Raw genomic sequence first — 21181 nt, 5'->3', positions numbered from 1 at the left:
AACTAACTTTCTATCAAGTACAGACAACACGAAAACCAAATATTTTATCAGTGACAGTCGCATCTTCAGAAAAGCGAGATGCAGAACGGCACAAACGACGAGGAGAATCCCAGGAACCTCCCCGCAAAACTCTATATTTTGAATTCCCATCACTCAGCCAAGAACTACCATCTAATGGCGCGCCTTGATAGTCTTCATGTTCAGAATCAGCACACCACTCCCAGACTAACCCGTGCATATCATGTATCCCAAACGCATTAGCTGGAAAACTTCCTACCTCTCTTGTCTGCTGGTGATAAATACTATTAGTATTTTCATCTTGTCCAGAGTAATTTACTAAATTCGTAGTAATTATTTTGCCAAAATGAAATGGAGTTGATGTTCGGGCGCGACAAGCATATTCCCATTCAGCTTCGCTAGGTAAACGATATTTTCTCCCCGTTTCTTGTGAAAGTCGTTCACAAAACTCATCTGCATCATACCAAGAAACTCTTTCTACTGGTAAGTTATCTCCCTTAAAACAGGATGGCTCTATCTCAAGGCGACGTTTGATTTTTGGAAGCTTTGCAATAACCCTCCACTGTGCTTGAGTAATAGGATATTTACCCATAAAAAATGGTTTTACAGTGACTATGTGCTGGGGACGTTCATCTTCAAGCGATTCATATTCATCTAAAGGTGCGCCCATTTGAAATTTTCCACCAGCAATGGAAACCATTTTCAGTACAACGCCATCTGCTAGATTTTCTATAAAATACTCAGCCTGTTTCAAACAACGCTTTACTTCTATCCCTTGAGCATCTATATTTACGACTTCAAACTCGAACTTTGTAATAGTTGGTATGGATAGAGCGGAAAGTTTTGGCGTTTGTGAATTACTTGTTTTTAATACATTTTCATTGGTGATTTGAGCTAACAAATTAGCTGGAATAAAACTTTGAGAATTTTGCTGATTCGACTTTTCTAGACTAATACTCTGAATGAATGTTAATACTTCTCGAATAATAGCCTTGATACTCTCAGCATCTGTACTATAGTAAGTGCGATCGCCAATATGAATATCCTTACCGTCAGCAATATTGATAATATTGTTACCTACTTGTAAAACATTTTGACTGTTGTTATTTTGCAACCATTGTCTTAGTAGTAAAATATCCCTCTCATCTTGAATACCATCGCGGATACGGTCAAATATGGCAATTAATTTGTCAGGTGTATTCATTTACTATGAGGTGTGTAAATGCTTATCAAAAAAAGTGGGAGCGTACAGCCGATTGATATGTTACAAATATTTTTGAAAACGGTATAAGCGCTTACAGACAAAAAAATAGCACATCCTGAAGGATGGCTACTTGGGAAAATGTCTAATCGTAATGCTTGTAGCTAAGTATGGTGAGCAAATTGAATACACACGAGACTACCAACTTTAAAAGGGAATATCATCTGGATCTGGCTCTTCCTGTTTTACTGGGGCATAAGTAGTTCGCTCGTATGTTGGTTGGGGTATGGGTTCAGGGTTTGTAACCTGGGGAATGACGCCAACATTAGTTGTAACTGGAGTAGCTGCTGGACGCGGTGAATCGTAACTAGGAGCGTCTTTCCCGGGGGAAGATACAGGTGGTGAGGATGGCTGTCGTGGGGTAGTTTCTGTGAATGATGGAGTTATGCTTGCCGAGGATAATGGATCAGTATCGAAACTACCACCTACAGGCTGAATTTGTTGTACTGTCAATTCAGCACGTTTTTCTTTAAAGCCTTCTGGACGATCAACAGTATTCATGCTTAAGCGTCCTACTAAGATGACGCGATCGCCTTGGTGATAGTTTTGCTGTATTTCTGTGGCTAAATTCCCCCAACCTACGACTTTCAACGTGGCTGGCGGATCTTCTAGGCGTTGGCTATTGGGAAACTGCACCAGCATTTCCGTGACTCCCAGGTTATCGGCTGTATAGCGTAGTTGCGGCTCTTGTATAATTTCCGCCAACAAAACGCAGCTGTTCATGAAAATTCCTCCTGACTGGAAAAAGTGCTGTTAGCGAAAGGGTAGAAAAGAGGCGGTTTTTATATGTAGCGCCAATCAATACCTAAATATGTTGAATTGTTTGCATTTTTTAATATTTCCGCAACCAATTCCTTAGATAAACTTTTAATTTTGACTCAGTTTTAGCATAAAAGCCAAGCGATCGCTTTGAACAGCATCCGAGATACTGTTCATCACCTCCGCCTGACTGGAATGAGCATTGAATTCTGCATGAGAGTAGTATAATTGTACCATTAATCATAGATAAAGACTAATCCTAAAGGAAAAATTTCCATCACACAGAAGATAATTAGCATCGCCAACAACCTGTGTAGAGACGTTGCATTGCAACGTCTCTACGTTTACGTTTGCACATGAACTGGAAACACACCCAAAGCAATTAACCGTGCTGGAAAGTCCCGCAAGATGGGCAAGCGCAAGAAAAAAGGTGGTTGAAAGGTGCGGTTTGAGGTGAGAATCGGGGTGAATATTTGCTTTTGGATCAAAGTCTGAAATGCCTGAATGATACGTGTAGGCAACTCCCGCTGACGCTGTACTTTTGCTAAATCACTGAGTTCTACTTGTCGGTTCTTCAGCGGTTGGCTAAGTACATTTGCCGCCACGACAGCATCTTGAATTGCGTAGTTAATGCCCACGCCACCCACAGGGGACATTATATGAGCAGCGTCACCGATGAGTAACAATCCCGGACGATACCAGTGTTTGACGCGGCTGGATTCCACTGAGAGAAAGGCTACCTGTGACCAATCATGTAGTTTGTGGATGCGACTGCTTAATTCTGGGACTACATCAACAATAGATTCTCTTAATTTCTCTAAACCAGCCGATCGCAGTTGCTGATAACCTCCTTTGGGGATAACATAGCCCATTTGCCATTCTTCACCACGGTCAAGCATAACCACAATATGACCTTGACCGATTCGCCCCATACCACCCTCAGCGTCTTCTGGTTGCCGCGGTAGGCGAAACCACAGGATATCCATCGGCGGCGAAGTTTCAATTGACTCGAAACCACCCAAGTGTCGTAATCGTGAATGGCGTCCGTCTGCGCCAACTGTCAGTACTGCCCGGATTTCGTGCCAGCCTCCTCCTCCTCGATAGCGGACACCTTGAATTACCCCATTTTCCTCAATTAGTTCCTGCACATTTGCACCCATCACCAGCTGAAAAGTTGGATATTTTTGCGCTTCTTGGGTAATGAACTCCAGGAATTTCACCTGGGGAAGCATTGCGATGTAGGGGTAGCGCGTTTTCAGGTGACTAAAATCTGCTAATGTAACAGTATTTTGAGGAGTTTTAACCCGAATTTGACGCATCTTGGCATGGGGAAGCTGTAGCAAGCGTTCAGCCAAGCCCAATTCCTCCATAATTTGCATCACCGATGGGTGAATTGTGTCACCCCGAAAATCGCGGTCAAAGTCCTTATGTGCTTCTAATAGGATTACTGGAATACCTTGACGCGCTAGTAGCAAAGCTAGAACAGCCCCAGCTGGGCCACCACCCACAATGCAACAATCTGTAGTTTGTGCGTCTACAATATCATGGGCAGGATTAGCAATCGCATCTTCGGAAGGATTTGCGGGTACATAGGTAGTCATAACAACACCTTCTAACAGCCCTAGAATCAAAGGTAGTGTGTTTTTGATAGCAAAAGCTGTTTTTTTAACTTTTCGTATTCACAGGGAACGTGTATTATGGGCGCTAAACCTTCCGCTTTGCGGAGTCCAGAGTCCAAAGTCCAGAGTCCAAAGCCCAGAGTAACTTATTTTGACTCTTGACCCTTGACTCTTGACCCTTGATCCTTGACTCTTAATTAAAATCGTGGCGCAAGTTCTTTTAGAAAACGTTTATAAAAGTTTTCCCCCGCGTAAAGGGGAAAATATTGCTTTACAAACCCAACCCTCACTCAATTATGGTGAGAAAACTGATGCAGCGCGAGAGCAAGCAGGAACTGTTAATGTCTTGCGGCGGATTAATCTCACGATCCCAGATGGGGAATTTATGGTGCTAGTGGGGCCTTCTGGCTGTGGTAAAAGCACGCTACTGCGCTTAATTGCTGGCTTGGAAACGATGACTGGTGGCAATATCTGGGTGGGCGATCGCTTGGTAAATGACTTACCCCCTAAAGAGAGAGACATCGCAATGGTGTTTCAAAATTACGCTCTCTATCCGCACATGACGGTGTACGACAACATCGCCTTTGGGTTACGCCGCCGTGGGGGAGGCGGGGGAGAGGGAGCAGGGAGCAGGGGGCAAGGGGAGCTGTTTAATAATCTCCTGGTGGGGCTGACAAGAAAGTTACCTAAAGGACTCCGTTATATCTCTGATACAGAGCGGACGGTGAATGAGCAGGTGCGTAGTGTTGCTCAATTGTTACAAATTGAAACGCTGCTGAATCGCTTACCTAAACAATTATCTGGCGGGCAAAGACAAAGAGTTGCATTAGGAAGAGCGATCGCACGCAATCCGCAGGTATTTTTAATGGATGAGCCGCTTTCTAATTTAGATGCCAAACTGAGGGCGGAAACCCGCGCTCAAATTGTCAAATTGCAACGGCATTTAGGGACAACGACAATTTACGTCACCCACGACCAAACAGAGGCAATGACAATGGGCGATCGCATCGCAATTATGTCTGAGGGTAAGATTCAGCAAGTTGCTGCGCCTTTAGAACTGTACAACCGTCCGGCTAATCGTTTTGTTGCAGAATTTATTGGCTCACCACCGATGAATTTTATTCCCGTGGAGTTTCATGCGCCACTGTTAATTACTCATTCCCAGTTCCGTTTCACACTACCAGAAGCCTGGGGAAGTGCATTGCAAAAATATGATCGGCAAACCCTAATTTTAGGTATTCGTCCAGAACACTTAAGCTTGAGTGCGCCAGCCACCAAAAATTTACCAGTGCAAGTGGACACGGTAGAGAACCTTGGTAACGATAGTTTTATTGCCGCCAGACTTGGCGAAGTTGGCTCGGAATTTGCCCGTACAGGTAATTACTTGCAAGTGCGAGTCCCACCAGACCGATTAGTAAGTGTTGGTGAGCAACTATGGTTATCGTTAACTCCAGATAGAATTCACTTTTTTGACCCTGAAACTGAGTTAGCGATCTTTCCTCAGAATTTGAGACTTACGCACGCACCTTAGATTTTAAAAGCAAGGAGCATCCGAAGGAGACGATATCTAATGCCCCCACTCCTTGATTATGTTAGATTCAGGCTACAACTCCTTCATACCTCGAATTTTGGGTAATGACAGCAAAGGTAGAACACGGCTTTAACAAAAGCGAACGCATCCCTCCATTAGAAAGTGGCGATCGCCTGACGCGCTACGAATTCGAGCGTCGTTATACAGCCATGCCATATCTTAAGAAAGCAGAACTTATAGAAGGAGTTGTTTACGTGGCGTCCCCCGTCCGTTCTAGAAGTCATGCTCAGCCTCATGCTGCGATTATGGGTTGGCTGTCTGCCTATTGGGTGGCTAAACCTGGCGTTGACTTGAATGATAATGCCACTGTCCGCCTAGATTTGGATAACGAGCCACAACCTGATGCTCTACTAAGATTAGAAGAATCAGTAGGAGGACAGTCTCACCTCAGTGAAGATGATTATATTCAAGGTGCGCCCGAATTAGTCGTCGAGATTGCCGCAAGTAGTGCAACTAAAGATTTGTACGATAAGAAACGAGTTTACCGTCGGAATGGGGTACAAGAATATATTGTTTGGCAGGTTATAAACCAGAAATTAGACTGGTTTTGCTGGCAAGATGGCGACTACATTTCATTGACAGCAGACAATAACGGTGTCATTCAAAGTCAAGTATTTCCGGGTTTGTGGCTAGACGTGACCGCATTGCTAACGCTAAAGATGACGCAGGTGTTGGCAGTGTTGCAAGCTGGGTTGAATTCAGCCGAACACACAGCTTTTATACAGCTTTTGGCAGAGAAGATAAACAATAGTGGTCAGTAGACAGTCGTTATTATCTTAGAACAACTGTCTACTTACCACTAAAAACTGATATTTACACTTCAGCAGGGTGCTGTTCTTGTTGTCTTTCGACAAAAGACTGAACGCGGGTGCGGTAGTTTCTTAAGGTATCATCTACCCAATCGCGGTCATTACTATTTGCATATAAATGTACAAGTGGCTCGCTGGCATCTGGTAAAACTAACAGCCAACTGTCATCGTAGGGCTGACAAATTTTTACTCCATCGATTAACTCAAGGTTTTGGGCTGGGTGAGTTTCCACCAAATAACGCATCAACGCTCCTTTGGCTGTCCAAGGACAGCGGACTGTATGCGCTTTGTGAATTACACGGGGCAATTCTGAGCGGGCATTAGCAAGCGATCGCTCTTGTATGGTCAACATCTCAATTATTTTGGCAATGCAGAACATGGAATCAAATCCCGGATGCAGTTGCGGGAAAATAAAACCAAAGTCCCCACTACCTCCTAACACCACATTCACATTTTTCTGGCAAGCCTCCATCAATGCTGTCGGGTTGGCTTTGGTGCGAATCACCTTACCATCGTGGCGGCGGGCAATTTGTTCCACGCCGCTAGAAGTATGAACTGGTACAACTACCGTTCCTCTGGGGTTAGATGTTAGTATCATGTCCACCATTAGAGACGTTAACATTTCCCCACGAATCGCGAAGCCAGATTCATCAACTAAAATCAACTGTTCCCCATTAGCTGATACCTGAACGCCAAAGTTAGCTTGCAACGCCTCAACTACATGACCTAATTGAGTCAGTAGCCCTTCTCGGTCAGTCGTTGTCACAGCGTTTTTATTCAGGCTGGCGTTCAAAACTACCGCATCAGCACCAAATTTATCTAACATTTGCGGCAATACTGCCCCAGATACAGCATAAACATAGTCAATCACTATTTTTGCCCGACTGTTACTGAGAGTAGCAACGTGTAACAGCTTCTCAAAAGCGGTGCAGTAGCGGTCAATGACTTGGCTTGGGTATGCCACATCACCAATTTCATGAATTAGCGCCCGTCGCATATCTTCTTTAAAGTATGCCCCCTCAATTTTCTTTTCCAGTGCTTTGGAAATATTAATGCCCTTGGCATCCATAAATTCAACGAGGATGTAATCAGGGCGATCGGGGTGTACCCGTACATGGATACCGCCAGCAACTGACATTGTAGGTATAACTGTACGAGCGATGGGAATAGCTGTGGCATCCAGATTTTGAATATCAACACCAACTGACATCAAGCCAGCAATTAACGACCTAGTGACCATGCGAGAGATATTACGCTGGTCACGAGAAACCGTTACCTTAGAGCCGGGTTTCAAGGTAGAACCGTAAGCGGCTCCTAACTTCACAGCAAACTCTGGGGTGATGTCGATATTTGCTAATCCTTGTACACCACGTTGCCCAAATAAATTGCGTTGAGCTGTGTTACCCCAAATCAAGTTAATGTTTAAAACTGCACCTGATTCAATCTTTTTACTAGGCCAAACACGTACGCCAGGGCTAATTTGGGCTTCTTCACCCACCGTAGAAAGCGAACCCACTACAGCAGCTTCTAACACATGAGCGCGACGGTCTACACGAGTACCACGAGAAATTACACAAGCGCTTAGATGTGCTTCATCTCCGATAATTGCCCCATTCCAGACAATTGGACGTTTAAGATTAGCATCAGCCCCAATGGTGACATTATCCCCAATTACAGTTCCATCCTCAATCTGTACTCTTGCCCCGATACGGCAATTATCGCCAATTACAGCTGGGGTTTCAATATGTGCTGTTGGATCAATATAAGTATTTTGACCCACCCACAAACCTGTTGAAACTTCTCTGTAGGCAAAATCAAGTTTTACCTTACCAGCTAACGCATCATACTGAGCTTCGCGATAAGCATCTAAATGGCCAACATCGCACCAGTAACCTTCGGCAATGTAACCGTACATTGGCTCATCTTTTGCTAGGAGTAAGGGGAACAAGTCTTTGGAAAAGTCGGATTCGATATTAGCTGGCAGATATTCCAAAACTTCTGGTTCGAGAATGTATGTGCCGGTGTTAACAGTATCAGAAAAAATTTCGCTAGTAGAAGGTTTTTCTAAAAATCGTCGAATCCGTGTTTGCTCATCGGTAATCACTACCCCAAACTCAATTGGGTTAGGTACTCTGGTCAAAATTAAAGTGGCTTTTGATTGTTTTTCTTTGTGAAATTCAATTGCTGCTGTCAGGTCAAAATCTGTTATGCTATCGCCGCTTATAACTAAAAAAGTTTCATCAAGGAGTTCGGCTATGTTTTTTACACAGCCTGCTGTGCCAAGGGGTTGGTCTTCTTCAACCGCGTAAGTCATCTGTACGCCAAAATCGCTGCCATCCTGGAAGTAATCTCGCAAAACATCAGGTAAATAATGTAACGTCGCAATAACTTCTGTAATTTGATGCCGTTTAAGGAGATTGATAATGTGTTCCGCGATCGGTCGATTTAAAATAGGAACCATAGGTTTGGGCAGATCGCAAGTTAACGGGCGAAGCCGTGTTCCTGAACCACCTGCCATCAGCACTGCACGCATAAATCCTCCTTAGCAATTGCAGCATTCGCTGCGTCAAGAACTGTGAAATAGGTTTTGTTATTTTTAGGACTTACGCACTCAAGCCTGAAACTTTGATTTCCCCAAGCCCACGCCAGTTGCTTCTCCTGTCAGAGACCAAGGTGTAGCTTGCTTCCTTGGAGGGGTACAAGTCAGCAGAGCCGGACGCCAGTCGTTTATGGGGAAACTTCTAGCGCACTGGCTCCCCTTAAAAAGGAGTTTGGGGAATCTGAGTGCATAAGTCCTGGTTCTTTCTTTTAGTCTCCTATGGATGTCAATATTTGAGGAACTTCCACAAGATGCATCTAGAAGAAATTAAGTATAGCTACTCATCGAGCTAGTACAGCATGGCGTAACATAAATGGATCAACCATTCAAAATGACTGAAAAGCTCACTATATAAGTTTTTTGAATTGGAACGCAGGAGTTCTAGCTACGATGTATAAGGCTGTTCTACACTGGAATAAGAGAATGTATTGTCAATTAACTCAAATGTCGAAGATTTAAGGGTTTATTCAACCCCCTTTAGGAAAATTCAAAATTTTTGGATTTTGAACAGAGTTGGAGACAATTCGCTTCCGGAGAAGTTTTTTACCCGACTTACGGCGTTCGCCTGGGTCTTAAAAGAAGCGTTAGCTCCTCGCGGTGGGTGGGCTGCTGAACTTAGTTGACAAAGCGACGGTCATACCTTCTCAGTCTAGGCTATAAAGTATTTACTTAGCGTGAGAAAACTTAACTTAAATTCTCTCAGTTATTAAGGGAGTTAATGGGAATGATTAAATTACTTGTTTTTGGCTTGATTGTCGTCTACATAGGTGGCGTTTGGAAGTTTTGGAAAGGATTTGAGCGGACTAATTTTAATCCAAGTTTACCCAATCGTATTGGTTTATCTTTATTATGGCCTGCCTTGTTTATTACTAATCAATCCTATCGCCGAAACTTTAGAAAGGCTTTGAAGGGGTAGAAATTACTATTAAGTTTACAGTCATCAAATTCTGATGAGTTGATATATCTTTGTAGGGAGCGCTTAATATTTGATTCCCCCCTAACCTTGCTGTTTGAGGAAGGTTAGGGGGGAATTTTGACAGGTAAATTTAGCAATCCTAACTGGATTAGGGCGAGTAAATAAGCTAGAGGAGAAAAGGAGCAACTCTTCTCTCTAAGCCCTCTAGCTTTTTATTGAGCCGGAAATTTTCCTAGTTGTTGCTCTTGTGACAAATTATTTGCCGTTTCTGATGAGGTGAATAGCTCCACCAACAGCTGCACCAGTTATCGCATCGTTAGCTGTAACTCTGCCACCGCGGGTTGCTGCGCCAGTTATTGTACTAGCTGCTGCACCAACTCCGACATCTTGTGCTGCGTTACGGTGTTTTTGATGGTATCTACTTCTAGTACCATTGACTCCATTGACGGCTGCGCCCGCAGCACCACCTTTAACAGCGTTTCTTAATACATTAGTATTGCCTGTAACAACTCCTGTTACTACACCTGTAGCAGCCCCAATACCTATATCTTCTAAGATTCGGTCATCGGCAGCAGCCGGTTTAGCAGGAACTAAGGTGGCACTGGCTAAACTTGCAGCCATTAGTCCGGGTAGAAGTGCGCGTTTCAGGATTCGATTCATAATTGTACCTTCTCAAAAAATCAAACACTTGGAGAAAAACCAAAGTTGTTGCAGTCGTAAATGATTTGATTTTTAGTTTAGACAACAGCAACAGTTTTTGTTTGATAACTTTATCTATGATGTCACTAATCAAACTGCGATCGCCTCACCTAATGGCATGAATTTTGGAATCTCTAGACTGATAAGTTTTACTGATTTAGTGGAATTTAGGGACTGTGTACAGAATTCTTTTTGATAGCAAATACCCCAATTCCCAATTTTTTTAAATAGCCTGAATCCACTCTTTGACAAAATATTCAGTCCAGATGCCATTTTTCCAATAGGGGTCATTTTCAATCAAATTGCGCACAGTGGCTTCGTCTTCGGCTTCGTAAATGCCAAAAACTTTTGTGACATCTTTGGTAGGGCCGATAGTAATCAGCACACCAGATTCTTTTTGTTTTGCTAATCCATCTAAATGAGCTTGACGGTAAGGAGTGCGTTTTTCCAGAACATCTTCGCAGTAAGTTCCCCAGACAACATATTTAGGCATGATTCACCAATTCAAAATTCAAAAAATTTATATGAGAGTAAGGAATTTTTAATTAAAAACTCCTGAATAGGGAGTGGGGAATGAGGAAGATAAGGAAGCAATTTCTCCTCTGCTCCCTTGCCTCCTAACTTCTCAAATTCACCCCAAATTTTTCCACTAAAGCTTCACGGACTTTATTGTGGACTGGTTCGACTTCAGCTTCGGTGAGGGTACGATCGCTTGCTCGATAAATTAAGCGAAATGCGAGACTCCGCTGTCCTTGCGGCACATTTTCACCCCTGTATTCATCAAACAATTCGACTGACTCTAGTAAGCCTTTGCCAGCTTTGCTAATTGCTTTTTCTAGTTCAGCAACTGATACTTTCACCGGGGCGAAAAAGGCGATGTCGCGATCGCTTGCTGGATAGGTGGAATAAGCATGGAATGCTGGAGTGAGAGTTTCATCTTGCTCTAGAGAATCTAACAGCACGTCTATATCTAGCTGGAAAACGAAGACTGAATCTGGTAAACCTCTTTCTCGCCGTAGTTGGGGATGGAGTTGCCCAAAAATGCCCAGTCTGTTACCGCGTACCCAAAGGGAAGCAGTGCGTCCAGGATGCAAGCGTTCATCGCGGCGATCAGGTTGATATTCTATTTGTAAACTGAGTTGGCGAAAAACACTTTCTAAAACGCCTTTAGCTTCAAACCAAGTAATCGGTTGCTCACGTCCACCTTTTGACCATTTGCCAATGGTGCGATCGCCTCCTATTATGCCAGCGATCGCTTCTGCTTCTTGCAATCCGTCTTCTTGCCAGAAAATTCGCCCAATATCAAACCCGTTAAGACAACCGTTGCCTTGCTCTAAATTGTATTGAAAGGCATCAATCAATCCAGATATCAAATCAGTTCGCAGTGCTGAATATTCTGCAAATAAAGGATTTGTCAGTACTATCTGTCTGTCTTCTCCTGGTTTTACTAAGGAGTAGTGGATTAACTCTGTCAATCCTTCTGCTCGTAAAAAAGCTCGTAACTTGCGAATTAATTCTTGATCTAAAGGCAAATAACCAGCTTCTGCTTTTTCTGGTAATGTATCGCAAAAATTGTCGTAACCGTAGAGACGAGCTATTTCTTCAATCAGGTCAATTTCTCGTTCTAAGTCACGGTAACGATAAGGCGGTACAGAAACAGTCCAACTGCGTTCTCCTGAAGGCGTCAACTCGCATCCCAATGCAGTTAAGATACGCTCAACGTCTCGTTCTTCGAGTTCTCCTGTTTCTTCTTGCAACTCGATTGGCCCTAGCACCTGATTAACTCGTTCTAAACGCAGTGCAATGGAACGACTCCAAGTAGAAGGATCGGGACGGGTGTCAGCTATTTCTTGCTGGACAATAACTGCTTGAGCTAATTCACTCATTAGCGATAAAGCACGACGATTAGCTACTTCCAACTCAGCGCGGTTAACACCGCGTTCGTATCTTCCAGAAGCCTCACTTCTTAACCCTACACTCCGAGAAGAACGCCGAATTGCTACAGAATCAAACAACGCCGCTTCTAAAACTAGGCTTTGAGTGCCTTCATGGACTTCTGTTTCTTCTCCACCCATGACTCCTGCTAATGCAACAGGTTTGTCATTGGCGGTGATTAATAAATTTTGAATTGTCAAGTTGCGAGTTTGTCCATCCAGGGTTTTGAGGGTTTCCCCAGAAGTGGCGAAGCGAACGCCGACGGTTAAACTTTCACTACTAGCAACAGATTGTAAACGGTTTCTGTCAAAAGCGTGTAGTGGCTGTCCCCATTCCAACAAAACATAGTTAGTAATGTCTACCACATTATTTATCGGGCGTACCCCAGCCGCGCGTAAGCGTTGTTGTAACCAATCGGGAGATGGGGCGATTTTAACTTGTTCAATTACCGTACCAATGTAAGCAGGACAAGCTTGTGTATCGGCGATTTTTAAAGCTAAATTTTCTGTATTCTTGGTAATTGAGACTTCACCTGCTTCAGGAATACTGAGCTTTCCACCAGTTAAGGCTGCTACTTCTCTGGCTACACCTACCATACTTAAGGCATCAGCGCGATTGGCAGTAGCAGTTAAGTCTAAAATTACATCATCTAAACCCAATAACGGACGCACATCGCTACCGATCTGCAAGTTTTCTTGAGGAAAAATATGAATTCCGTCGACATCAGTAGGCAAACCAAGTTCCTTTAAGGAACAGATCATCCCTTGAGATGGAACACCACGCAGTTTCGCTGATTTAATTTTTAAGCCGATATTAGGTAAATAAGTGCCTGTAGTTGCTACTGGCACATAAATATCTGCACGGACATTAGCAGCGCCACAGACAATATTTAAAGTTTCATCTGCACCGATATCCACTTGGCAAACACTCAATTTGTCAGCGTTGGGGTGGGGTTGACGCTCAAGCACTCTCCCCACAACAACGCCATTTGCCCAAGTGCGGCGGTCTTCAATATCTTCTACTTCAAACCCTGCCATTGTCAGGGTTTGGGCTAATTCTTCTGGGTTAAGTTTTATCTCTACTAGTTCCCGCAGCCAATTGAGAGAAATACGCATGGAGTGTGCTTGTTTTAAGAATCGTCTTTTGCTTTCATTTTAGGGTGTTTGCCAGAGAGTGATGGCTACTCATCCTGCAAGGGATACCCTCTCACTTGAACAATCCTACTACGTTCAATATTCTTTCCACTATCCAACTTAAAATTGGCAAAAGCGCGAAGATAATTTTTTAGCTGATTATATTGATTGAGATAACGAATCCCTGAAACTATCTACTGCACCTACGGCAACAACCCGTTTATCTCTAATTAGTTCTCAAAATACTGCAACACAGCAACACAGATTGAGTAGTCAATTTTGCTACCACATCTGATGGCTAAAGAGCGGACTTAGGTATGAACAATTACTTATATTCTGTTTGACGCTATGGCTTGTAGTTAGAAAAATCGTATTCTATTGTGCTAAATAGCTACTAAAACTTTCAGTTGCTCTCCATGCTGCACAGACTCACTTAATACCTCTTCAACAACTGCACTCTTAGTGCGATTTTCACCAAGTTATAGGACTAACTAAATTGAGTTTCCGTCAATTTCTATAGCCATCTAAATTTATTCTCTCTATTTAAAAATATTAAGGATTGGTTAATAAATTAAGTCAAATGCCTGAAAACTATCTTTAATAATTCTGTACGAGTAAAAGGTTTAGTAAGATATCCAGATGCCCCTACCAATCTGGCTTTTACTTTATCTACAATCCCTTTATTACCAGTTACAAAAATAATCGGTGTCTCTTTAAACACTGAGTTATTTCGGATAACTCGGCACAACTCATAACCATCAATTCCAACCATGTTCAAATCGAGCAGAATTAAATCTGGTTTGTGCCTTATAATCGACATAACAGCTTTTAGCGGTTCATTGATCGTAACAACAGAGAAATTTTCGTTCTCTAAGAAACGGCTAATTTCTTTGAGAATTGTGGGACTATCATCTACAGAAACAATTTTGTATACTTTTTTGGCGATTGTCCAAGGTGCAGTGGCAGAGCTAATCGCAGTAGCAGGGGTCACTATTTCAGAAACAATATTGATGTTATTTAGTGTCGTTTGTTCCTGAACATTTTGTCTTGGATTAATAGATATCTGTGGTAATTCCTGAGCAGGAGTTCTATTTTCTTCAAGAACATCCGGCAAAGTTCTGGGATTAGGGCTAGTTGGTGTTTCTACAGTATTAAATAATTCTCTATTAGCTAACTCTGTGATGAGATTAGAAGACTGTGAAGGTTTTGTAAATATCTTTGGTAGCTTATCAAATGGTGGGTCTGGCTCATGCAAAATAATTCCGCCCTGAGTAACGTAAGGATATAAATTTTGAGCCAGTGTGATTTCATCTTGATTCGTAATTACAGCAAGATGACGTAAGCTGAAACCTTTCATCCAATCAATTAAATTTGGCGGCAGGTCTGCTAAATTGATTTTCTTAAGTTGGCTAGAAATTAATAGATAAGGACGTTGATAGGGAGAAGAAAATTGTGGTGCTACAGATTGCCACTTCTGTAATCTAGATTGACAAATTTCTAATATTTTGTCTACATCCAATTTTCCACTTATTGGTATTCCCTTCAACGGTTCTGATAACTCATAATTACCTTCTTCAATTAACAAAAATGATTCAATAACTTCTTGAACTAATTCTTGAATTAATATTATTGCTTCCTGAGAATTTAAATACTGTTGGCTCACAAGCCAAGATATAGCTTGGTATTCAAGAGCCTGGCTTCTAGAATTGCTGTCATCTTCTATTAACTGACTATATGAGTCAGGTTCAAACATTAGACGTAATTGAACACGAACTTCAGGAGTAAGTGATGGAATTTGATAGCTGAGGCAGCGTAAATGGCGTTCTAGTCGATCAAAGGGTTCAACTGAATGGGTGGCATAGGATATTTTGCCCTTATCTAGGTAAATAGACCAAGAAACTGAGTTGCTAAATGCTTGCAAAAAAGTACTCTCAGAGGAATTAGATAACTGCCTTAGCAAACTTAAAGGACGTAATCTGGTAAATGCTCCTGAATTAATCATATTTTCGGCGTTTTTTTGCGGATAAGCGACCAAACATTTGTAAATTGTAAATATTAGTTATCAAGTATTTTCTTTTTTTTAATATTTCTCTAGGCAGAAACTATTCTTGAAAAGAAATATATGGACATATATTACAACTTATAAAAAAAATATTTCATTGCATTTAGTTACGTTTTACTATATCTAGTCCAGTAAATAAGTAGCCATCATCAACTGCGTACACAAAGAACGGGCAAAAGTTTGCTGGTTTGAGTCATCGACTTTTACTCAGCACTTTCAAGTCAATCACGAGCAAATTTGCTAACCAAGCATGAAAAAGATTTCTTTCCCTACTCCCGACTTCTCAGTTCCTACCCTCATTTTCAAGCTAGTGGGTATGAATAAACGCAAATACTTGTCATGGCTATGAGTGAACACTAGTTATTTAGTTGTCGGTTCTAGGCACTACTGGCAGTTCTCGACTGGAGACCTGATTATTCAAGTTTATTGACGCCCAGCTACTTACTAGGCAATTGGAAATTCGTACACTTACGCGGCTATACTTTTATGTTGATGAGCTTAATTAGCGTTAATTGCTTTTATATAAAAGAAACATTTTCCTACATGAAATCTTTAAAAAGGTATTCAGGAATATTTTACGTATTTATTGTATTCTAGTTTCATAGATATAAATTTTGGTAGATACACTACAATAGATAACGCAAACTTTTGATAAATTATTTTTTAATAAAACTATTGTCAGATGAAGAGTTATTTAATATGTAAAAACTTAAGTAAAAAATTTTGTCTAATAAAAATTCAAGCATCTACGACAAAACAGCATATTAGTGGTCGTGTGAGCTTCAAAAACTATATACTTTGATAGAAGGGAAATAAAACTTTGGACTATAACATAACACAAAACGTTATGCATGATACATTAAGACTTGATGAAGTTGTGGAGTTTGCTGAGAATCCAGAACCGCGTTGTCCTTGCGTGTTACTACTAGATACCTCTGGGTCGATGCAAGGAGAGCCAATCGAAGCTTTAAATCAGGGTTTGCTGAGTTTAAAGGATGAGTTAATCAAAAATTCTTTGGCAGCAAGACGAGTGGAAGTTGCGATTGTGACTTTTGATAGTAATGTTAATGTCGTGCAAGACTTTGTGACTGCCGATCAATTTAATCCACCCATTTTGACAGCACAGGGACTGACGACAATGGGTTCGGGAATTCATAAAGCCTTAGACATAATTCAAGAGCGCAAATCTCAGTATCGTTCTAATGGGATTGCTTACTATCGCCCTTGGGTATTTATGATTACCGATGGAGAGCCGCAAGGTGAGTTAGACCAAGTAGTAGAGCAAGCAGCACAACGGTTACAAGGAGATGAAGCAAATAAGCGAGTAGCATTTTTTACAGTAGGTGTAGAAAACGCGAATATGACGCGCTTAAATCAAATAGCTGTGCGTACTCCCCTAAAACTCAAAGGGCTAAACTTTATCGAAATGTTTGTTTGGCTCTCAGCAAGTATGTCAACTGTTTCGCATTCACAGGTAGACGAACAAGTAGCATTACCACCGATTGGATGGGGGGCTGTTTAGTAAAGATGGCAGCTTGAAGCTTACACAGCTAGCTGTTGGAACAAAATTTATGAACATATCAAAACAGATTGCTCAATGGCAGGTAGTAGCCGCATCTGTATGTGGTACAAGCCACATAAAAACTAAACAGTTGTGTCAAGATGCTCACCATTGGCAGATATTGGCAGATAATCTTTTAGTGGCGGCGGTAGCAGACGGTGCGGGTTCTGCTAGCCTTGGGAAAGTAGGAGCGATGGTTGCTGTGGAAACAGCGATAGAAAATATTGCCGTTAAACAAATCACCAGAGATAGCCTCAGTGATGATTATAATGTGCGATCGCTCTTAACCGACGCTTTGCTAGCCGCTAAAAAAGCTGTAGAAGACGAAGCGGCTGCTTCTGGCAAACAGCCTCAAGATTTAGCAACTACTTTAATTATTATGGTTGCCACACCAGAAGTCGTGGCTGTGGCACAGATAGGTGATGGTTTGGCAGTAGCAAAAGATAGAATGGGAAACCTTCTCGCCCTTACCACACCTGACCACGGCGAGTACATCAACGAAACCACATTTTTAACTTCGCTGAATGCCTTAGAAACAGCGCAAATGAGATTATGGCGTGAAGACATAGTTAATGTTAGTGTCCTTACCGACGGACTACAAATGCTGGCTTTGAATATGGTTGTTGGTGAGCCTCACAAACCCTTCTTTTTTCCTTTGTTTGATTTTGTCGTCAAAACCGAAGATAGAACACAAGCCAAAGAACAATTAGTGAGGTTTTTAAGCTCAGACCGGATTACACAACGCACTGATGATGATTTGACGCTCATCATAGCTGCCTTCAATAACTCCTGAGCCATAACTCTCGTGTTTAGCATTGTATATAACCCCCGTAAACGGTAAATTCACCATGCAGGTACTTCGTTGTCTCCCTAAGCAAGAAATTCTCAACCTCAGCATTAGTTTGGGGCGTGGTGGTGAAGCTTGTGTTTATGCACTGCCATCAGATGCAAATTTGGTGGCGAAAATTTATCACAAGCCCACTGCTGGTCATGCTGACAAACTGCGAGCGATGCTTGCCAACCCGCCGGAAAATCCTACGGCTAGTTTGGGGCATATTTCCATCGCTTGGCCAGAAGATTTATTGCAGGCAACAGATGGCAGTAGCGGCATTATCGGCTTTTTAATGCCACGCATTCGGGGGATGCGTCCAATTATTGACTTTTACAATCCGAGAACCCGCCGCGAACACTGCCCTTTATTTAATTATCAGTACCTGCTCCGTACTGCTCGCAACCTAGCGGCGGCTTTTGCGGCTTTGCACACTAGTGGATATTGTGTTGGCGATGTGAATGAGTCAAATATCCTCGTCAGCGACACAGCCCTCGTTACCTTAGTAGATACCGACTCTTTCCAAGTACGCGACCCAAACAATAATCTAGTTTACCGCTGCTCGGTAGGTAAACCAGAGTTTACCCCACCAGAACTACAAAATAAAACTTTTGCACAGCACGATCGCGAAATTGCTCACGACTTATTCGGGTTAGCTGTGTTGGTATTTCAGCTGTTAATGGAAGGTACACACCCATTTTCTGGCATATTTCAAGGTGCTGTTGAGCCACCACCTTATGAAGCACGCATTGCTGCTGGACATTTCACCTACAGTCAACAGCGACGTGTACCCTATCTCCCAACACCAATTGCACCCCCTTGGGAAATCCTCCATCCCAGCTTACGGGAACTATTTGTACGTTGTTTTGAAGAAGGTCATAATAGCCCACAGCGGCGTCCTAGCGCTCAAAGCTGGCTTGCAGCACTAACTGAAGCCGAAGATAGCCTTATTAGCTGTACTATTAATCCTCAGCATCGCTACAACAACCACCTACAAACCTGTCCTTGGTGTGAACGCTCCCTGCGATTAGGCGGACGCGATCCTTTTCCATCACCTCGTGCTATCGAAACAAAAGAACATTTACGACCACGAATCAAAGCGAAAAAGCGCCAGACTCAGACTCCACGTTTGCCCCAGTTAGGAGTGCCATCGTACCAACTTAATTATTGGCAACCAGTAATTAATAATAAAGTTTCTCATTATCAACCTGCCAGAAAGTCAAGATTGTACCCAGTAATTTTTGGCTTGCTGGGTGTTGGTGCATTGGTGTATTTGGACGTAATGACTAAGTTTACTAGTCCCTTTGTTTCTCAAAATGCCTACACTCAACAAACTCTCAAGGCTCGCCAAAACAAGGATAATAATCTCAGCTTTGCGGATTATTATAAGCAGGGTCATGCTGCTTATAAAATCCGAGATTATGAGCAAGCAATTGAATATTTTGGCAAAGCAATCGAAAAAAACCCCACATACGCCAAAGCCCATGTAAATCTTGGCAATGCTCGCTACAACCTCAAAGACTATGAAGGGGCGCTGAACGACTATAGCGAAGCTCTTAGGCTCAATCCTAGTGAAGTCAAAGCTTATGTCAACCGCGGCAATGCCCGCAATATGCTCGCCGAATATAGCAGCGATCCTGATAAAGAATACAATCTAGCGCTCGCTGACTATAATAAAGCCCTAAGCCTTGACAGTAATGAAGTTGAAGCTCACATCAGACGGGGTATTGTCCTTTCCCAAATTGCTAAGTATAGCGGCGACTCACAACAAGGTTATAAAAAAGCGATCGCAGATTTTACCCAAGCAATAACTCTTAATGCTTCCAAAACAGAAGCTTATTTTCAGCGTGGTGTTGTGCTTTATCAAATTGCTCAATACAGCACTGATTACGCTCAACAATATAAAGCAGCGATCGCTGACTTTGACCAAGCATTAACCATCAACCCCAAACTAGCAAAAGCATTTCTCAAACGAGGCATAGTTCGTTATGAACTTGCACAATATGGTGGTAGTCAATCTGACCAAAACCATACCAAAGCAATCGAGGATTTGCAAACAGCTGCAAAAATCTCTCTTGAGCAAGACGATATGGATAATTATCAACAAGCACTAAGCCACATCTGCGTAGTTGTAGAAAACAAATGTGACACGTTATTCCAAAGCTCAAGTATGCCAGGAGAAACTAACTGAAAATAGGTAAATTTTGTCACTAAGATATTATTAGTTTTGATTTTAAAAAATCAAGCTAGAACAGGGTTAGCATCAGCTAGCCCTAGTTATTTTGTGGGTTATTTGTGTATTTAAATTAGTTATATATTTTCGAGTATATTTATTATTCACAAAGCTTTCACAGACAAAACATTTTAATTTACCTTTGCTTTATAATTTTGCCGGAAATTACAGTTAGATTATTTACGGAGAAAAATAAATAAAAATGATTTTTCTCCCTACCAAGTGCATCCCTTCATCTCCAGAAGTCAAATAATAACTAAGCTGCAAATCTCCGAGGTAATTGCATGAAAGCGGTGATTTTGGCTGGTGGTCTAGGTACACGCCTCAGTGAAGAAACTAGTATTAGACCCAAGCCGATGGTTGAAATTGGTGGGAAGCCTATTCTATGGCATATAATGAAGACTTATTCTGCCCACGGTATTAATGATTTCATAATTTGTTGCGGTTACAAAGGTTACATAATTAAAGAGTATTTTGCTAACTACTTCTTACATATGTCAGATGTTACCTTTGATATGCGATTTAACCAGATGAGTGTGCATTCTGGTTATGCTGAACCCTGGCGGATCACCTTAGTAAATACAGGCGATCATACAATGACAGGTGGACGCTTAAAGCGCATCAGCGACCATGTTGGCAATGACACTTTTTGCTTCACTTATGGTGATGGCGTCAGTGATATAAACATCACAGAGCTAATTAATTTTCATAAAGAACAAAATACTCTAGCAACACTGACTGCCGTTCAACCAGCAGGGCGTTTTGGTGCTATTTCTTTAGGACACGAGCAAACTAAAATCACCAATTTTCGCGAAAAACCTGAAGGTGATGGCGCTTGGATTAATGGCGGTTATTTTGTGCTAGAACCAGAAGTAATCAACTTAATTGCTAACGACTCCACTGTTTGGGAGCAAGAGCCATTAGAAAAGCTAGCTGATATGGAACAGCTATCTGCTTTCAAACATAATGGTTTTTGGCAACCAATGGATACTTTACGCGATAAAAACTACTTAGAGGAGCTGTGGAAGAACAATCAGGCTCCTTGGAAAGTATGGTAACGGCTAGCGCAAAATTGAAAAATACTTGTGTTCTGGCTTGTGTTTTGATATTTTGACAAATAGGATGCTAATTTCTACCGTTACGTACTAAATTAGAAC

General features: G+C 42.0%; 16 protein-coding genes. 7 read left to right on the top strand and 9 right to left on the bottom strand.

Annotation, left to right across the window (positions count from 1 at the left end):
• Window positions 1-13: 13 nt before the first annotated feature.
• From WKK05_RS25705 to WKK05_RS25690, 4 genes are all read right to left on the bottom strand, one after another.
• Window positions 14-1222 carry an SUMF1/EgtB/PvdO family nonheme iron enzyme gene (locus WKK05_RS25705; protein WP_341525878.1) on the bottom strand — a complete coding sequence of 403 codons (1209 nt, stop codon included), beginning with the start codon at window positions 1220-1222 and terminating at the stop codon, window positions 14-16.
• A gap of 204 nt (window positions 1223-1426) precedes the next feature.
• Window positions 1427-2002: a single-stranded DNA-binding protein gene (locus WKK05_RS25700; protein ID WP_341525877.1), complete on the bottom strand. Its 576-nt coding sequence runs from the start codon at window positions 2000-2002 to the stop codon at window positions 1427-1429.
• 144 nt (window positions 2003-2146) lie between these two features.
• The gene (locus WKK05_RS25695; protein WP_341525876.1) at window positions 2147-2275 is read right to left on the bottom strand and encodes a hypothetical protein; all 129 of its coding nucleotides are present in this window, start codon (window positions 2273-2275) and stop codon (window positions 2147-2149) included.
• A gap of 107 nt (window positions 2276-2382) precedes the next feature.
• Window positions 2383-3639, bottom strand: coding sequence for an FAD-dependent oxidoreductase (locus tag WKK05_RS25690; protein ID WP_341525875.1), 1257 nt, complete (start codon window positions 3637-3639; stop codon window positions 2383-2385).
• Between the two features lie 223 nt (window positions 3640-3862).
• On the opposite strand from WKK05_RS25690, the gene WKK05_RS25685 reads away from it, so the two are divergent.
• Window positions 3863-5188 carry an ABC transporter ATP-binding protein gene (locus WKK05_RS25685; RefSeq protein ID WP_341525874.1) on the top strand — a complete coding sequence of 442 codons (1326 nt, stop codon included), beginning with the start codon at window positions 3863-3865 and terminating at the stop codon, window positions 5186-5188.
• A 104-nt stretch (window positions 5189-5292) separates the two neighbouring features.
• Window positions 5293-6009 (top strand): Uma2 family endonuclease, encoded by a 717-nt coding sequence (locus tag WKK05_RS25680; protein ID WP_341525873.1) that lies wholly within the window; start codon window positions 5293-5295, stop codon window positions 6007-6009.
• Window positions 6010-6061: 52 nt separating this feature from the next.
• Here WKK05_RS25680 and WKK05_RS25675 read toward each other — a convergent pair whose 3' ends face one another.
• Complete coding sequence (locus WKK05_RS25675; protein WP_341525872.1) at window positions 6062-8590, bottom strand: mannose-1-phosphate guanyltransferase; 2529 nt, start codon at window positions 8588-8590, stop codon at window positions 6062-6064.
• Between the two features lie 790 nt (window positions 8591-9380).
• Here WKK05_RS25675 and WKK05_RS25670 point away from each other — a divergent pair.
• Window positions 9381-9572, top strand: coding sequence for a hypothetical protein (locus WKK05_RS25670; RefSeq protein WP_341525871.1), 192 nt, complete (start codon window positions 9381-9383; stop codon window positions 9570-9572).
• A gap of 255 nt (window positions 9573-9827) precedes the next feature.
• On the opposite strand, the gene WKK05_RS25665 is transcribed toward WKK05_RS25670, so the two are convergent.
• The 4 genes from WKK05_RS25665 to WKK05_RS25650 all read right to left on the bottom strand — a co-directional run bounded on the left by WKK05_RS25665 (window position 9828) and on the right by WKK05_RS25650 (window position 15341).
• Window positions 9828-10232, bottom strand: coding sequence for a hypothetical protein (locus WKK05_RS25665; RefSeq protein WP_341525870.1), 405 nt, complete (start codon window positions 10230-10232; stop codon window positions 9828-9830).
• 262 nt (window positions 10233-10494) lie between these two features.
• The gene (locus WKK05_RS25660) at window positions 10495-10764 is read right to left on the bottom strand and encodes a YciI family protein (protein WP_341525869.1); all 270 of its coding nucleotides are present in this window, start codon (window positions 10762-10764) and stop codon (window positions 10495-10497) included.
• A gap of 124 nt (window positions 10765-10888) precedes the next feature.
• Window positions 10889-13321 carry a phenylalanine--tRNA ligase subunit beta gene (gene pheT / locus WKK05_RS25655; protein WP_341525868.1) on the bottom strand — a complete coding sequence of 811 codons (2433 nt, stop codon included), beginning with the start codon at window positions 13319-13321 and terminating at the stop codon, window positions 10889-10891.
• A 589-nt stretch (window positions 13322-13910) separates the two neighbouring features.
• Window positions 13911-15341: a response regulator gene (locus WKK05_RS25650; protein WP_341525867.1), complete on the bottom strand. Its 1431-nt coding sequence runs from the start codon at window positions 15339-15341 to the stop codon at window positions 13911-13913.
• A gap of 907 nt (window positions 15342-16248) precedes the next feature.
• Between WKK05_RS25650 and WKK05_RS25645 the strand changes: the two genes are divergently transcribed.
• The 4 genes from WKK05_RS25645 to rfbF all read left to right on the top strand — a co-directional run bounded on the left by WKK05_RS25645 (window position 16249) and on the right by rfbF (window position 21082).
• On the top strand, window positions 16249-16923 hold the full coding sequence (locus tag WKK05_RS25645; protein WP_341525866.1) for a VWA domain-containing protein: 675 nt from the start codon (window positions 16249-16251) through the stop codon (window positions 16921-16923).
• A gap of 49 nt (window positions 16924-16972) precedes the next feature.
• Window positions 16973-17755: a PP2C family serine/threonine-protein phosphatase gene (locus tag WKK05_RS25640; protein WP_341525865.1), complete on the top strand. Its 783-nt coding sequence runs from the start codon at window positions 16973-16975 to the stop codon at window positions 17753-17755.
• A 55-nt stretch (window positions 17756-17810) separates the two neighbouring features.
• The gene (locus WKK05_RS25635) at window positions 17811-19982 is read left to right on the top strand and encodes a tetratricopeptide repeat protein (protein ID WP_341525864.1); all 2172 of its coding nucleotides are present in this window, start codon (window positions 17811-17813) and stop codon (window positions 19980-19982) included.
• 326 nt (window positions 19983-20308) lie between these two features.
• Window positions 20309-21082 (top strand): glucose-1-phosphate cytidylyltransferase, encoded by a 774-nt coding sequence (gene rfbF, locus WKK05_RS25630; RefSeq protein ID WP_341525863.1) that lies wholly within the window; start codon window positions 20309-20311, stop codon window positions 21080-21082.
• Window positions 21083-21181: the final 99 nt, after the last annotated feature.

Origin of the sequence: Nostoc sp. UHCC 0302 (genome assembly GCF_038096175.1) — a bacterium.
Classification (GTDB): domain Bacteria; phylum Cyanobacteriota; class Cyanobacteriia; order Cyanobacteriales; family Nostocaceae; genus UHCC-0302.
Note: the sequence above shows the minus strand (reverse complement) of the source record. Positions and strands in the feature narration are given on the sequence as shown.